The sequence below is a fragment of the Salarchaeum japonicum genome, assembly GCF_049705945.1.
Taxonomy (GTDB): Archaea; Halobacteriota; Halobacteria; order Halobacteriales; family Halobacteriaceae; genus Salarchaeum; species Salarchaeum japonicum_A.
This window is the reverse complement of the sequence record NZ_JBNAMV010000004.1, coordinates 1,880,989-1,895,561: the sequence shown is the minus strand read 5'-3', so window position 1 is coordinate 1,895,561 and position 14,573 is coordinate 1,880,989. Positions and strand designations below refer to the sequence as shown.

General features: G+C 68.3%; 16 protein-coding genes and 2 tRNA genes. 11 read left to right on the top strand and 7 right to left on the bottom strand.

Going from position 1 to position 14,573, the window contains the following annotated elements:
* Positions 1–29 precede the first annotated feature (29 nt).
* Positions 30–1,364 carry a RimK/LysX family protein gene (locus ACOZ4O_RS12060; RefSeq protein ID WP_424525554.1) on the top strand — a complete coding sequence of 445 codons (1,335 nt, stop codon included), beginning with the start codon at positions 30–32 and terminating at the stop codon, positions 1,362–1,364.
* Positions 1,365–1,385: 21 nt separating this feature from the next.
* Here ACOZ4O_RS12060 and ACOZ4O_RS12055 read toward each other — a convergent pair whose 3' ends face one another.
* Positions 1,386–1,961, bottom strand: coding sequence for a DNA-3-methyladenine glycosylase family protein (locus tag ACOZ4O_RS12055; protein WP_424525553.1), 576 nt, complete (start codon positions 1,959–1,961; stop codon positions 1,386–1,388).
* A 124-nt stretch (positions 1,962–2,085) separates the two neighbouring features.
* Here ACOZ4O_RS12055 and ACOZ4O_RS12050 point away from each other — a divergent pair, with 124 nt between their 5' ends.
* The 4 genes from ACOZ4O_RS12050 to ACOZ4O_RS12035 all read left to right on the top strand — a co-directional run bounded on the left by ACOZ4O_RS12050 (position 2,086) and on the right by ACOZ4O_RS12035 (position 5,363).
* On the top strand, positions 2,086–4,056 hold the full coding sequence (locus ACOZ4O_RS12050) for a 3-hydroxyacyl-CoA dehydrogenase NAD-binding domain-containing protein (protein WP_424525552.1): 1,971 nt from the start codon (positions 2,086–2,088) through the stop codon (positions 4,054–4,056).
* A gap of 61 nt (positions 4,057–4,117) precedes the next feature.
* Complete coding sequence (locus tag ACOZ4O_RS12045) at positions 4,118–4,579, top strand: hypothetical protein (protein WP_424525551.1); 462 nt, start codon at positions 4,118–4,120, stop codon at positions 4,577–4,579.
* Between the two features lie 112 nt (positions 4,580–4,691).
* Positions 4,692–4,766: transfer RNA gene (locus tag ACOZ4O_RS12040), tRNA-Glu, on the top strand.
* 213 nt (positions 4,767–4,979) lie between these two features.
* Positions 4,980–5,363, top strand: a complete 384-nt coding sequence (locus ACOZ4O_RS12035; RefSeq protein ID WP_424525550.1) for a DUF5820 family protein — start codon at positions 4,980–4,982, stop codon at positions 5,361–5,363.
* On the opposite strand, the gene ACOZ4O_RS12030 is transcribed toward ACOZ4O_RS12035, so the two are convergent.
* Positions 5,353–5,805 (bottom strand): AAA family ATPase, encoded by a 453-nt coding sequence (locus tag ACOZ4O_RS12030; protein WP_424525549.1) that lies wholly within the window; start codon positions 5,803–5,805, stop codon positions 5,353–5,355. The genes ACOZ4O_RS12035 and ACOZ4O_RS12030 overlap by 11 nt on opposite strands.
* 44 nt (positions 5,806–5,849) lie before the next feature.
* On the opposite strand from ACOZ4O_RS12030, the gene ACOZ4O_RS12025 reads away from it, so the two are divergent.
* Positions 5,850–6,290 carry a UPF0179 family protein gene (locus tag ACOZ4O_RS12025; RefSeq protein ID WP_424525548.1) on the top strand — a complete coding sequence of 147 codons (441 nt, stop codon included), beginning with the start codon at positions 5,850–5,852 and terminating at the stop codon, positions 6,288–6,290.
* Here the strand turns inward: ACOZ4O_RS12025 and ACOZ4O_RS12020 are convergent.
* Positions 6,236–7,069 (bottom strand): succinylglutamate desuccinylase, encoded by an 834-nt coding sequence (locus ACOZ4O_RS12020; protein ID WP_424525547.1) that lies wholly within the window; start codon positions 7,067–7,069, stop codon positions 6,236–6,238. The two genes, ACOZ4O_RS12025 and ACOZ4O_RS12020, sit on opposite strands and share 55 nt — an antisense overlap.
* A gap of 158 nt (positions 7,070–7,227) precedes the next feature.
* Between ACOZ4O_RS12020 and ACOZ4O_RS12015 the strand changes: the two genes are divergently transcribed.
* From ACOZ4O_RS12015 to ACOZ4O_RS12000, 4 genes are all read left to right on the top strand, one after another.
* Positions 7,228–7,312 (top strand) — tRNA-Leu (locus ACOZ4O_RS12015).
* Positions 7,313–7,436: 124 nt separating this feature from the next.
* Positions 7,437–8,228, top strand: coding sequence for an inositol monophosphatase family protein (locus ACOZ4O_RS12010; protein WP_424525546.1), 792 nt, complete (start codon positions 7,437–7,439; stop codon positions 8,226–8,228).
* 34 nt (positions 8,229–8,262) lie between these two features.
* On the top strand, positions 8,263–8,712 hold the full coding sequence (locus ACOZ4O_RS12005) for an Lrp/AsnC family transcriptional regulator (RefSeq protein ID WP_424525545.1): 450 nt from the start codon (positions 8,263–8,265) through the stop codon (positions 8,710–8,712).
* Positions 8,713–8,753: 41 nt separating this feature from the next.
* The gene (locus tag ACOZ4O_RS12000) at positions 8,754–9,875 is read left to right on the top strand and encodes a DUF63 family protein (protein WP_424525544.1); all 1,122 of its coding nucleotides are present in this window, start codon (positions 8,754–8,756) and stop codon (positions 9,873–9,875) included.
* Here the strand turns inward: ACOZ4O_RS12000 and ACOZ4O_RS11995 are convergent.
* From ACOZ4O_RS11995 to purD, 3 genes are all read right to left on the bottom strand, one after another.
* Positions 9,872–10,066: a XapX domain-containing protein gene (locus ACOZ4O_RS11995; RefSeq protein WP_424525543.1), complete on the bottom strand. Its 195-nt coding sequence runs from the start codon at positions 10,064–10,066 to the stop codon at positions 9,872–9,874. The genes ACOZ4O_RS12000 and ACOZ4O_RS11995 overlap by 4 nt on opposite strands.
* 25 nt (positions 10,067–10,091) lie before the next feature.
* Positions 10,092–10,547: a ferritin-like domain-containing protein gene (locus tag ACOZ4O_RS11990; RefSeq protein WP_424525542.1), complete on the bottom strand. Its 456-nt coding sequence runs from the start codon at positions 10,545–10,547 to the stop codon at positions 10,092–10,094.
* A 76-nt stretch (positions 10,548–10,623) separates the two neighbouring features.
* Positions 10,624–11,910 (bottom strand): phosphoribosylamine--glycine ligase, encoded by a 1,287-nt coding sequence (gene purD, locus ACOZ4O_RS11985; RefSeq protein WP_424525541.1) that lies wholly within the window; start codon positions 11,908–11,910, stop codon positions 10,624–10,626.
* Between the two features lie 116 nt (positions 11,911–12,026).
* Between purD and ACOZ4O_RS11980 the strand changes: the two genes are divergently transcribed.
* The gene (locus ACOZ4O_RS11980) at positions 12,027–14,114 is read left to right on the top strand and encodes a thioredoxin domain-containing protein (protein ID WP_424525540.1); all 2,088 of its coding nucleotides are present in this window, start codon (positions 12,027–12,029) and stop codon (positions 14,112–14,114) included.
* On the opposite strand, the gene ACOZ4O_RS11975 is transcribed toward ACOZ4O_RS11980, so the two are convergent.
* The gene (locus ACOZ4O_RS11975; RefSeq protein WP_424525539.1) at positions 14,104–14,487 is read right to left on the bottom strand and encodes a thioredoxin family protein; all 384 of its coding nucleotides are present in this window, start codon (positions 14,485–14,487) and stop codon (positions 14,104–14,106) included. The two genes, ACOZ4O_RS11980 and ACOZ4O_RS11975, sit on opposite strands and share 11 nt — an antisense overlap.
* Between the last annotated feature and the right edge of the window lie 86 nt (positions 14,488–14,573).

Here is a 14,573-nt window from a genome sequence, read left to right as displayed (position 1 = left end):
CTTTAGCCCGGCCGCGAGTCAGTTCGTGTATGACCGAATCGGTGCACGTGGGGGTACTGAGCCTGCACACTTCGAAGGAGACGAAGGCTATCCTGAACGCGATAGAGGCGCTCGGCCACGAGGGGACGTGGCTTCGGGAGGAGACGCTGTCCGTGAACGTGCGGGACGGCGAGGTGACGCTGGAGCCGGACGTGGACGTGGTCGTGAACCGCCTCCTGCTCTCGAACACGGAGCAGCCGGCGGAACTGCTCGGGCTCGCGCACACGCTGGAGGGCGTGACGCCGATGCTGAACGAACCGTCGAACGTGCTGACGGCGTTCCACAAGTACGCGACCGCCACGCACCTCACGGCCGCGGGGCTGTCCGTGCCGGATGCCTTCCTCTCGCTGTCAGCGGACCGCTTGAACGCGGAGCGCCCGCGGTTCGGCGAGGAGGCCGTGTTCAAGACCGCCATCGGAACGCACGGCGGCGGCACGTGGAAGGTCGGCGCGGACGAGGACGTGAACCCCCGCGTCGGCGAGCGGTACGCGTTCCTTCAGGAGCTCATCGACCGGGACGAGGACCGCCACCGTGACCTCCGCGTGTACGTGATAGACGGCGAGGTCATCGCGTCGATGCGGCGGTTCGCGCCCGCGAACGACTGGCGGACGAACGTCGCGCTCGGCGGGGACGTGGAGGGCGTCGCCGACCTCCCCGCGGACGCCGAGGCGCTCGCGCGGGACGCGGCGACGACGCTCGGCCTGGACATGGCGGGCGTGGACCTCGTGGAAGGCGAGGACGGCTGGTACGTCCTCGAAGTCAACCCCACCGCGGGCTTCAAAGGCCTGTTCAAGGCGACGGGCACGAGTCCCGCGCCGGACATCGCGCGGCTCGCGGTCGAGCGGGCGGGCGGCAGCGTGAACAGTGACGAGGTCGAACGGCTCCGCGGCCAGTTCGACACGTCCACGCCGTCGAGCGCGCCGCGCACGCCGAGCGAGCCGACCGAGCAGCGCGTCATCGGGTACACGGAGGAAGTCCTCGTCTCGGGGACGAGCGGGACGGAGCGCACGCTCGCGAAGTCCGACACGGGCGCGTCACGCACGAGCCTCGACACGTCGTTCGCCGCGAAAATCGGTGCCGGCCCCATCAAGCGCATGACGAAGGTGAAGTCTGGGAGCGTGAAGCAGGGAAAGGCGCGGCCCGTTGTGGACATCGTCGTGAGCGTGAACGGCGACCGCCACACCGTCGCGGCGAGCCTTGAGGACCGCGGTCACATGGAGTACCCGCTGCTGCTCGGCCGGGACATCCTCAAGCACTACCAGGTCGACGTGACGCGGACGACGGGCGACGAGGAAGCCGAGGAAGAGGAACTGGACGAGGAGTAGGACAGCAGTCAGTTCTCCGTTTCAGTCGTCGACGGCGCGCCAGAGGTAGAGGCTCGCGTAACTCCGATACGGCGACCAGCGTTCGGCGCGGTCGCGCATCTCCGCGCGGGTGAGTTCCTCGTCGAACACCGCCTGCACGCCCTTCCTGATTCCGAGGTCGCCGACGGGGAACACGTTCTCGCGGCCGAGCGCGAAGAGGAGTTGCATGTCCGCGGTCCACTCGCCGACGCCCGTGATGGACGTGAGTTCGTCGCGCACGTCGTCGTCGCTCATGCCCGCGAAGAACTCCGTACTGTAGTCGTTCTCGACGAACGCGTCCGCGATGTTGTTCACGTACCGCGTCTTCTGCCGGGAGAGACCTGCGTCCCGCAGGACGGCGTCGTCGGCCGCACGGATGCCCTCGGGTGTTACGTCGACGGCGTCGAAGAGGCGTTCGCGGGTGGCGGCCGCGGACGCCATCGACACCTGCTGGCGGATGATTGAGGTGACGAATCGCGCGAAGAAGTCCTCGGCGGGGTCGAGCGTGAGTTCGCCGTGTGTCTCGACCAGCGGACCGAGATGAGGGTCGTCTCGAAGGGCGTCATGGGGGTCGCTCATACCCGTGGAAGGACGGCGACGAGAATAGGCGTTACGTCCCCCGTGAAAACCCGTGTAAACGGGTCTTGCGTTCACGTCGGGCGGGAGGGAAACCTTCAATCGGCGTCCGTGTGAGTCGTCGCATATGGACATCGAAGACATCGACACCATCGCGGTGCTCGGCGCTGGAAGCATGGGCCACGGCATCGCGGAGGTCGCCGCGCTCGCGGGGTACGACGTGAACCTGCGGGACATCAAGGAGGAGTTCGTGCAGAACGGCTACGAGCAGATCGAGTGGAGTCTCGACAAGCTCGCGGAGAACGGCCAGATTACGCAGGACGAGGCCGACAGCGCGCTCGACCGCGTGGACGCCGTCGTGGACATGGCGGACGCGACCGGCGAGGCTGACTTCGTCGTGGAGGCCGTCCCGGAGAAAATGGACATCAAGAAGAACGTCTACCGGGAGCTGGAGGACCACGCCGCGGAGGACGCGGTGTTCGCGACGAACACGTCCAGTCTCTCCATCACGGAGCTCTCCGAGGTGACGGAGCGCCCCGAGCGCTTCTGCGGGATGCACTTCTTCAACCCCCCAATTCGGATGCAGTTGGTGGAAGTCATCTCGGGCGCGCACACCGACGACGAAGTGCTCGACGTGACCGAGGACCTCGCGCGCCAGTTCGGGAAGACGCCGGTGCGCGTCCGGAAGGACAGCCCCGGGTTCATCGTGAACCGCGTGCTCGTCCCGCTCCTCAACGAGGCCGCGTGGACAGTCCACGAGGAGGACGCGACCATCGCCGAGGTCGACTCCACGACGAAGTACGAGATGGGGCTTCCGATGGGGTCGTTCGAACTCGCGGACCAGGTCGGCATCGACGTGGCGCTCGACGTGCTCGAGTACATGAACGACGTGCTCGGGGCGGCGTACGAACCGTGTCCGCTCCTCGTGGAGAAGGTCGAGGCGGACGCGCTCGGAAAGAAGTCCGGAGAGGGATTCTACGACTACGAGGACGGCGGTCCCGACATCCCGACCGACGAGTCCTCGGAGGACGTTCGCCTCCGCCTCACCGCCGTGATGGCGAACGAGGTCGCGAAGCTCGTCGGGAACGACGTGGCCGACCCCGGCGAAATCGACGAGGCCGTGATGCTCGGCGCTGGCTTCCCGGACGGCCCCGCCCGCCTCGCCGACGAAACCGGGCTCGCGACGCTCCGCGACACGCTCGACGACCTCCACGAGGAGACCGGCGCGGAGCGCTACGCGCCCGCCGACTACCTCGTCGAACTCGCCGACGGCGAGGAGAGCTTCCACCCCGAACACGGCGGCGATGAGACCGAGCAGGACTTCGACACCATCAGCATCGAGGTGACGGAGAACGTCGGGCACATCACGCTCGACCGCCCGCACCGCATGAACACGGTGAACGAGACGCTGCTGGACGAACTCGGCACCGCGGTCGACGTGCTCGAGGACGACAAGGACGCGCGCGCCATCCTCATCACGGGCGCGGGCGACCAGGCGTTCAGCGCCGGCGCGGACGTCCAGTCCATGGCCGGCAGCGCGGACCCGCTCGACGCCGTCGAACTCTCCCGCCTCGGCCAGTCCACGTTCGGCAAACTCGAAGAAGCCGACCTCCCGGTCGTCGCCGGCATCGACGGCTACTGCCTCGGCGGCGGCATGGAGATGGCGACCTGCGCCGACCTCCGCGTCGCCAGCCAGCGCAGCGAGTTCGGCCAGCCCGAACACAACCTCGGATTGCTCCCCGGCTGGGGCGGCACCCAGCGCCTGAAGAACATCGTCGGCGAGGGCCGCGCGAAGGAGATCATCTTCACCGCCGACCGCTACGAAGCCGACGAGATGGAGTCCTACGGCTTCGTGAACGAGGTCACGCAGAACGACAGCCTCGAAGACGAGGCGTTCGACCTCGCGCGCGACCTCGCGCAGGGCCCGCCGCTCGCCCAGAAGTACACGAAGCGCGCGATGCGCGCCGGCCGCGACAGCACGGAAGCCGGCCTCGAAGCCGAAGCGCAGGCGTTCGGCCAACTCATGAACACCGACGACCTCATGGAGGGCGTCACCGCGTTCATGGGCGACCGCGACCCCGACTTCCAGGGCAAGTAACTTCTCCCGAACGGTTCGGCCGACAGAAGACACTTACCGCCCGTTCGCGGGCTTTTGTTCAATGGTAGACAGTCGCCGGGCGGTCATCGTCGTTCTCGTGGCGCTCGCCGCCGTCAGCCTCGTCGCCGTCTCCACGACGGGCAACGGCGGCGTCGCGTTCGCTCGGCAGGCGGACGACCCGCCCGCGAACCGCACCACGAACGTTTCCACGCTCGCGCCGGACGCCCGCACCAGCGTCCACACCGTCATCGACCGCGGTCCCGTCGATGTGCAGGGATGGACGGTTTCCGTCGCAGGGGTCGAGCGCATCTCGGTCGTCCGAATCGACGGCGACTACCGCCGCGGCTCCCTCGACACCCACCTCGGGGAGACGATGTTCGTTCGCACCGAGAGCGGCGCTACGTACCAGATATTCCGGCAATTCGAGGGACAGTCGACAGCGGGCGGTGGGTTCCTGCTGGCAACCGTCTTTCTCGCGGCCGCCGGACTCGCCTGGTACACCGGACGGGACTCCACCGACTAAGCCGACCTCGGGATACTCCACGGATGCTGGGGGCGGAGCGTGGTGCCGTCTTCCATACTCGACGCGATTAGAGAGATTTAAGAGTGCGGGTGCACTCACTCGGAATGCGAACGCTCGATTGGTGTAGTCCGGCCAATCATGAGGGCCTTTCGAGCCCCCGACAGGGGTTCAAATCCCCTATCGAGCATTCTCAGGAAACAATTTCGTGTAGTGACCTCTCTCGTTCGGACGTTCTGACCACCGAGCGAGTCTGCGGAGATTTGAACCAGGGAACGGAGCGAAGCGGAGTGACCGAGGTTCAGAATCCCCTATCGAGCATTCTCAGGAAACAATTTCGTGCAGTGACCTCTCTCCGTACTTCCCGAACGGCTTATCGGGAGTCCGCGTGAAGCGAGGGGTGATGACGGAGTGGGCGCTGCCCGAGGGCTGGACGGTGTGGAGCGACGAGGACGGCGGGCGCGCGGTTCTCGTGTTCCGGCCGGACGTGTTCGACGGCGCGGACTTCCCCGCGCCCTGCATGCCGACCATCTACGTGAGTCGTCGCAGTCCGGACACGCGGCTTCGGCAGCGCGACCGGACGACGGGGCCGTGGCACGTCTCGCTCACTCTCGAACCCGAAGTGCGGGTGGAGGAGGCGGACGAGACGGTGGACACGCGCGCGGAGGCCGTCGCGGCCGCGACGCGGCTCGCGGAGCGGTTCGCGGACGGAGACGTGGCGTACCGGGACGCCTACCAGGTTCCTCGGGAGGAGTATCTGGACGAACTCGACCGGCTCACGAACTGAGCCAGTCCGCGACGCGCTCGGCTGCGAGCTCGAACGCCGTTCCTTCGCGCAGGAGTCTCGTATCCACGGTGAAATCGGCGTCCGCGGTCGCGTCCTGCTCGCGGAACGCGCGGTGGATGGTTCTGACGCCGGATTCGCCAATGGAGTGCTCGCGCTCCCAGTCGCGGCGGAGGCAGGTGTCGAGGTCCGCGGTCGCGTACAGGAAGTAGGTGTCGTCGAAGGCGCGCGCCCACGATCGCCATTCTGGGTCGTGGAACGTCCCGTCGAGGACGACGAGGTCGTGCGAGCGAAGTCGGATACGGGCGTCGTCGAGCAGGCGCTCGTAGGTTCGGGTGTTGTAGTCGTCGGAGTGAACGACGGGCGCGTCGAAGCGGTCGGCGAGACGGGTGGCGAGCGTGGTCTTCCCGGCGGCCGGCGGACCGAAGACGACGAGCACGCTCATGCGGTGACGGGAGGCTTATGCGTGTTCGCCGGCAATCCCGGAGCATGTTGACGCTCGTCGGGACGCGGCTCGCCGACCCGGGGACGGAGTTCGTCTACCGGGGCGAAGCGAGCGCTTGCGAGGGCTGTCCGTACCGCAAGCAGTGCCTGAACCTCACCGAGGGCGTCCGGTACGAAGTCACGTCGGTTCGGGAGAACGGCCAGGAACTCGACTGCGGCGTGCACGACGGCGGCGTGGTCGCCGTGGACGTCGAACCGGCGAACGTCCGTGCGAACGTCCCGTCTAAGGGCGCGTACGCCGGGAGTAAGGGCCGGTTGCTGGGGCCGTGTCCGCACACCGAGTGCCCGAGCCACGAGTACTGCGAGCCGATGGGCGTGGACTTCGACGAGAACCGGAAGATAGACGAAATCGTCGGCGACCCGCCGCACGACTACTGCGCGCTCGGCCGGGAGTTGACGCTGGTGGAGTTCGCGCCCGAGGACTGACCGAGCGACCGCTGTTTCTGGCCGTGGTAGCCGAACTGGTTCGCGTACCCGTACGGCGACAAGAGGACGGGATAGAAGTCGCGGTCGGCGCGGATGACCTCGCCGTCCGCCGCGGCGATGGGGTCGCCGGACTCGACGAACTCGAAGTTCTCCGCGAACACCTCGTACTCCTCCGCCGCGGGCTTGGGAATCGGGTCGCCCATCGTGAACACGGGGAGTTCGCGCTCGACGGTGTCTCCGGGGAGCGCGCCCTCCGCAGTGAGGAACTCGCGGGCGAGCGTGTAGGCGTTCTCCGCCGCGGTCTCCGAGCCCTGGAGGCCGGCTTCGACCTCCACGATGTCGGCGTCCGTGGCGAAGATGCGGCCCTCGCCGAAGTCCTGGGTGTCCACCAGCGCGACGACCGAGAGCCGGGGGACGATCCGCTGGACGTGCTCGGCGCGACCGTCACTCACTGCGAACGGGTCCGCGTGCGACTGCGTCGAGTGGATGGAGAACACGGTCATTCCCTGGAGTTCGGCCGCGAGCTTCTGCGCGAGCCGTCGCTCGTGGGCGTCCGCGGGCGTGTCCGGCGTGAACGACCGGTTCAGGTCGGCGTCCACGTACCGGACGCCGCGTTCGAGGGCTTTCTCGTTGACGACGATGCACTTCACGGGGCGTTCGACGTCGGGGTCGTCGTCGAGGAGGCGTTCGACCGCGCGAACCCCACAGGGTTCGTCGCCGTGCACTCCGCCGACGACGGCCAACTCCGGGTCGCCGTCGCCCAACTGTTCGACGCGCATTCACTCGCTAGGAGGGGCGCGCTCGGGAAGTGCGTTGCGCTCCCCCACACGCCCTGCAGCGTCCGCGGAATCGTGTGACCGCTCGGTCTGTCCGCGAGCGGGCCGAGTAGCGTAATCCGCAGTCCTTAAGCGCGCGACACACGGATTCAGGGACGCGTGCGGGGGTCGCCAAGCCTGGTCAACGGCGGCGGGTTCAAGCCCCGCTCTCGTAGGAGTTCAAGGGTTCGAATCCCTTCCCCCGCATGTGTGCGCGAGAGCGCGAACATGCACGAGGGAGTCCGCGAGGCGGACTTCCCCCGCAAACTCAGTTACTCGGGAGCGGTTGCTTCATCGACGTTTTCTTGCCGGTCCCGTCGCTCCATCGAGTATGAGCGAACGCGAGCGGGCGGCGGTGGTGGAGTCGGCGGCGCGTGCCGGTGCGCGCGTGGCGGACGAGTTCTTCCGGACGGACATCGAGGTGGAGACGAAGAACGGGAAGACGGACGTGGTGACGCACGCGGACCGGGACGCTCAGCGCGAGGTCATCGAGGTCGTCCGGGAGTCGTTCCCGGAGGACGCCATCGTGGGCGAGGAGGAGGACGAACTGAAGGCGGTTCCCGACCGGGGGCCGGTGTGGGTCATCGACCCGATCGACGGGACGAACAACTACGTGCGGGACATCCCGGTGTGGGCGACGAGCGTCGCGGCGGTCGAGGACGGCGCGGCGGTGGCGGCGGCGAACGTGCTGCCCGCGCTCGGCGACGTGTACGTCTCGAACGAGGACGGCGTCTGGCTGAACGACGAGCCGATATCAGTGAGCGACGAGGACGACCCGGAGGGGTTCACGGTGTCTCCCACTGTTTGGTGGTCGTTCGCGGACCGCGACGAGTACGCGGGCATCTGTGAGGGGCTGGTGGAGCGCTTCGGGGACCTGCGGCGGTTCGGGAGCGCGCAGGCGACGCTGTCGATGGTCGCCGCGGGCCAGTTGGAGGCGACAGTGACGAACGTCGAAACCAACCCATGGGACACGGTCGCTGGCGTGCACATGGTTCGGCAGGCCGGCGGGCGCGTGACCGACATTGAGGGCGAGCCGTGGACGCCGGAGAGCACGGGATTGGTGGCGTCGAACGACACGCGACACGAGGACGTGCTCGCCGCCGCGCGGCGTGCAATCGAGTAGCAAACGTATTGGGCTCCCAAGACCCACGGGCACTATGGACCTCGACGACACGGACCGCGCCATCCTCAGGGCGCTCCAGGAGGACGCGCGCATGCCGTTCAGCGAGATAGCGAGGCGCATCGACATGTCGAGCGCGACCGTTCACGACCGCGTGAAACGCATGGAGGAGGAGGGTGTCATCCGCGGCTATCACGCGGACGTGGACCCGGAAGCCCTCGGATACGGCATCTCGGCCATCGTCGGCCTCCGCGTGGAACAGGGCCGGGAGGACGCGACCCTCGACCTCCTCAAGGGCATCGACGGCGTGCAGGAGATCACGCTCACGACGGGCGAGTGGGACATCGTGATGCGAGTGTACGCGCCCGATACGGCGAAACTCCGCGAACTCATGTTCGACCGCATCGCGCAAGTAGAGGGGTTCGCGCGCTCCCAGACGATGGTCGTGCTCGACACCGAGTACCAGACGCACGAACTCCCGGTCTGAGACCGGAAGCGTAAAGCGGCCCCTGAGACGATTTCTCGCACATGACTTTCCCGGAGACCGACCGCGAGCGAGCGTGGACGGCGGGCGTCGGCGCCGCCCTGCTCGCGCTCCTCGGTGGGTCCGTCCTCTTCTACGACACGGTGTACGGTGGGTTCGTCTGGCACTACTTCTGGGGGCCGGTGTACGCCGACGCCCACGGCGCGGCGTGCGCCGCGTGGAACGGCGGTAGTCCCGTCCTCATCGACAGCGCCGTGCAGTGCGCGCAGGCCGCGGAACCCGTGGCGTATCCGGGGTACACGCTCGTGAGCGAGGTCGGGTACATGGTGACGCTCATCGTGATGCTCACCGGCGTCGTCTTCCTCCTCGACCGCCTGCAGGTCGGCGAGGACCGCCGCCTGCTGTTCGCGCTGTTGCCGTTCGTGTTCTTCGGCGGCGCGCTCCGCGTCGTCGAGGACGCGAACGACGCGCTCGGCGGCAGCGCCATCCCCTACCCCTGGAACTCGTTCATCATCAGCCCGCTCATCTACTTCACCGTCTTCTTCCTCGCGGTCGGCGCGCTCGTCCTCGCCGTCTGGCTCTCTCGTCGGGACTACACCGACGACTACTATCGGCCGCTCGCCGGCATCGGAACCGCCGTCCTCGCGGCGTCGCTCGCCTACCTCTGCTACCTCGCCGCCACCACGGACCGCGTCCACTTCCTCCCCGTGTTCACGGTTCTCACCATCGGCATCGCCACCGTGCTCGCGGCAGCCATCTACTGGGGTGCGACCCGGTACATGCCCGAAATCAACCGCGGCACCGGACTCGCGGGCGCCGTCGTCATCTGGGGGCACGCCGTCGACGGCGTGTCGAACGTCCTCGGCCTCGACTGGGGCGCGGAACTCGGCTACCCGAACGGCGACCTCGTCCCGAAACACCCCGTGAACAGCGCCGTCGTCGACCTCACCCAGCAGTACATTCCGCAGAGCATCACCGCCGTCATCGGCGACGCCTGGGGCTTCCTCCTCCTGAAACTGGTCGCGGCGACCCTCGTGGTCTGGCTGTTCAACGACGACCTCTACGAGGAGAACCCGCGGTTCGCCGTTCTCCTTCTCGTCGCGGTGCTCGCGGTCGGGCTCGGCCCCGGGACCCGCGACATGCTCCGCGCGACCTTCGGCATCTAGAGACCGAGCGCCTCCACGATATCGTACTCTACGCCCGCGTACTCCACGAGTTTGTATCCAAGGTAGATGCCGACGATACCGACGACGCCGGCGAGGCTCGGCGGCGCCGGAATCGGCACGTCGAGAAATCGGAACAGTGCGCCCGTCAGCGCGCCCGTGAGGAGCGCGAGGACGACGTAGGTGGTGTTCATATCGCCACCTGGGACGTTCTGCGTGTTAGTCGTTCTTGTACTCCTTCCGGTAGCCGCGGAACTCCGTGCGGTGGGCTTCCTCGTCCGCGAGCAACGTCACGGCGAGGTCTTCCGTCACGGGGTCGTTCGCGTCCTCCGCGGCGTCGATGAGGTCGCGGTAGGTGGAGATGGCGTCCTCCTCGGCCTCGATGACGCCCTCGATGACGGAGAGCACGTCCGTGGTGTCCGCGGGCGGCTGGAGGCTGTGCTGGTGCGCCTCGAACTCGCCGGAGCCGGGCGGTGACTCGTCGAGCTGTTTGAGGCGCTCGCCGAGCTGTTCGGCGTGCCCGAGCTCCTCCTGAATGTCCGTCTGGAGGGACTCCTTGATTTCCTCGGCGCGCACGCCGTCCAGCACGATGGAGTTCGACATGTAGTTCATCACGGTCTCGATCTCGTCCTGGTACGCCTGCTTCAGCAATCGGGTGACTTCGGTGCTCGCCATACAAGAAAAAGGACGCGCGCGACACACTTAGGGTTACTCGCTACCCCGCTCGGATGGCCGCGACGCCTGCTCGCGGTTAGTCGCGGAGGCTGTCGACGTGGTCGATGCGGCGCTGCACGAGGGCGGCGGTTCCAATGTCCTCGCGGATGCGGAAGCCGTCTCCCACGTCCGCGAGCGCGGCGCTCGCGCGGGCTTCCGCGTCGGCGATGGTGTCGCCCAGTCCGACGACGGCGAAACTCCGGGAGGTGGTCGTGTAGACGCCGTCGTCACGGGCGTCGACGCTCGCGTAGAAGAGGATTGCGTCCTCGCCGACGGAGTCATCGGTGACGGTGACGCGCGCGCCGGCCTCGGGGTCGGTCGGGTAGCCCGCGGGGACGGCGTACTTGCAGACGGTGGCGGTCGGCGCGAACGCGAGGTCGGGGAGGGGTTCGCCGTCTCGCGCGGCCGTGAGCACGTCGAGGAACGGCGTCTCCATCACCGGGAGCGTGTTCATCGCCTCGGGGTCGCCGAAGCGCGCGTTGAACTCCACGACCTTCACGCCCTCGGCGGTGAGCATGAACTGGCCGTAGAGCACGCCGCGGTACGTCGGGAGCGCGTCCACGACGGCCTCCAGAACCGCCACGGCGTCGTCGTAGTCCGCGGCGGTCATGAACGGGAGCGTCCGCCCGGCGTCCGAATAGCTCCCCATCCCGCCCGTGTTCGGACCCTCGTCGCCCTCGAACGCCCGCTTGTGGTCTTGGACGGCGGGCGTGGGGCGCACGTCGCCGTGCGCGACGAACGCCTGCACCGTGAACTCCTCGCCGACGAACCGCTCCTCGAGGACGACTTGCTCGTAGTCCTCCGCGCGCAGGTACTCCTTCGCTTCCGCCTTGGTGACCTGGTCGCCCGTGACTTTCACGCCCTTCCCGCCGGTGAGCCCCGCGGGCTTGACGGCGAGGTCGCCGTCGTACGCGTCGATGTAATCGCAGGCCGCCTCCGTGTCGGTGAACGTCTCGAAGTCGGGACAACCCGGGATGTCGTGGTCGCGCATGAACTCGCGCTGGAACGCCTTGTCCGTCTCGATGCGGGCGTCCGCCTCGCGGGGGCCGAACGCGTACACGTCCGCGGCTTCGAGCGCGTCCACGACGCCGGCGGCGAGCGGTGTCTCCGGCCCGACGACCGCGAGGTCGGCCTCCACGGACTCGGCGCGTGCGACGACCGCGTCCGGGTCGGTTTCGTCCAGCGTCTCGAACGACTCGGCGAGCGCGTCGATGCCGGGGTTGCGGTTGCTCGCGCACGCGTGGAGGTCGCAGTCCGGGGCGAGCGAGCGAGCGACGGCGTGTTCGCGGCCGCCGCCGCCGACGAGGAGTACGGTCTCAGTCATACCCGACGAGAGCCAACAAAGGAGTGTAAAGGTTGCTCTTAGTGAGAGCGAGAGTATGCGCGTTCGTGCCTATCCCCGAACTCCGAGTTTTTCCGGGCGGACGCGCAAGGAGTGGTATGAGCGACCCGCTCGCGCGGAACCGACTGGACGGCGAGGGGAGTCCGTACCTCCGCCAGCACGCGGACAACCCGGTGCACTGGCAGCCGTGGGACGACGCGGCCATCGAGGCCGCCCGAGAACGCGACCGCCCGCTGTTCGTCTCCATCGGCTACTCGGCCTGCCACTGGTGTCACGTGATGGAGGAGGAGTCCTTCTCGAACCCCGACATCGCCGCGACGCTGAACGAGGAGTTCGTGCCCGTGAAAGTCGACCGGGAGGAGCGCCCCGACCTGGACGACGTGTTCATGACGGTCTGCCAGCTCGTCCGGGGCGGCGGAGGCTGGCCGCTCTCCGTCTGGCTCACGCCGGACCTGCAGCCGTTCTACGTCGGGACGTACTTCCCGCCGGACGCGAGCCGGAACCAGCCCGGATTCCGCCAGCTTCTGGACGACATCGCGGAGTCGTGGCGGACGGAGCGCGAGGAGGTCGAGGCGCGCGCCGACCAGTGGACGGCGGCTGTGCGCGGCGAACTCGAAGACGTCCCCGACCCGCTCGAGTCCGCGCCCGGGAGCGACGCGCTCACCGCGGTGGCGGACGCGGCCCGCGAGCGCACGGACGACGACCACGGCGGCTGGGGCGGGAGTCAGAAGTTCCCCCAGCCGGGCCGGATTCACGCGCTCCTCCGCGCCGCCGACCGCACCGACGACCAGACCTATCTCGACACGGCGACGCACGCGCTCGACGCGATGGCGGACGGCGGCCTCCGCGACCACGTCGGCGGCGGGTTCCACCGGTACTGCGTCGACCGTGACTGGACGGTGCCGCACTTCGAGAAGATGCTGTACGACAACGCCGAACTCGCGCGCGCCTACACGGCCGCCCACCAAGTCACGGGCGACGACCGGTACGCGGACGTGGCGCGCGAGACGCTCGCGTTCGTCGACCGCGAACTGAGCGACGGACGAGGATTCTACGCGACCCTCGACGCGCGGAGCGGGGACGAGGAAGGGTCGTTCTACGTCTGGACGCCCGCCGAGGTGGACGCCGCGGTCGCGGACGACCGGGACGCAGCGCTGTTCCGGGAGCGCTACGGCGTCACCGAGACCGGGAACTTCGAAGGCGACACGGTTCTCACCGGCACCGCATCGCTTGGGGAACTCGCGGACGACCACGACCTCTCGGAGTCCGAGGTCGAGGAACGCCTCGAACGCGCCCGCGAACAGGCGTTCGAGGCGCGCGAGGAGCGGACGCGACCCGCGCGCGACGGGAAGGTGATCGCGGCGTGGAACGGTCTCGCGATACGCGCGTTCGCGGAGGCCGGTCTGGTGCTGGACGACTCGTACGGTGAGCGCGCGGCCGCGGCGCTCGACTTCGCGCGAGAGGAACTCTGGGACGCGGAAGATGGAGTGCTCGCGCGACGATGGCTCGACGGCGAACGCGCGGGGTCGGGCTACCTCGACGACTACGCGTTCCTCGCGCGCGGCGCGCTCACGACGTACGAGGCAACGGGCGACCACCGCCACCTCGCGTTCGCGCTGTCACTCGCCCGCGCGCTCGTCGAGCGGTTCTTCGACGCGGACTCCGGCGCGCTCTACTTCAGCACCCCGGACACGCCGCTCGCGCGCCCGCAGGAGACCGAGGACCGCTCCACGCCGTCGCCCGTCGGCGTCGCCTGCGAGACCCTGCTCGCGCTGGACGCGTTCGCCCCCGACGAAGAGTTCGGCGAGGTAGCGGAGCGCGCGCTGGAAACCCAGGGCGCGAAAATCCAGGAGTCGCCGCTCTCTCACGCGTCGCTCGCGCTCGCCGCGGACACCCACGAGACCGGGCACCTCGAACTCACCGTCGCCGCCGACCAGATACCCGAAGAGTGGCGTCAGGTGGTCGCGGACACCTACCTCCCGGACCGACTGCTCTCCCGGCGACCCCCAACGGACGACGCGCTCGGAGACTGGCTGGAGGACATCGGTGTCGCAGACGCGCCGTCGATTTGGGCGGGCCGGGCCGCCGCGGACGGACCGACGGCGTACGTGTGTCGGCGCGCGTGCTCGCCGCCGCTCACGACCGCGGGAGAAATCGGGGAGTGGATCGGGGAGTTCAGGCCGTAATCGCGCGGAGTTCGCTCGCGAGGAACTCGGCGATGGGCTGGTCTTCGTCCTCGACGAACCGCGCGAGTTCGTCGCCGTCCGCGTCCTCCACCAGCACGGTAGGGATGAGGGAGACTTCGTACTCGGTCATCTTCTCGCCGGTCTTCACGCCGTTCTCGCGCTCCACGGGATACGCGGAGACGCGGTCGTCGGACACGTCGGCGGCGGCGAGCGCCGCCGCGAAGTCGGGGAGTTGGCCGGTGCAGTCCGGACACCAGTCCGCGCCCCACACGCGAAAGTGCGTGGAGTCGTCGAGCGACGCGAGCGTCTTCACGGCGTCCTCGTGGGCGTCCTCGTCCCACTCGGGGTTCGGCGTCATGCAGTCGAGCGTCATGCCCCGATGTACGCGCTCGGGACGCTTAACGGGTGCGTCCCGGCACTCCCTGCCGGCGTCCAGTACGTGTTTAGGAATGGGCGCGT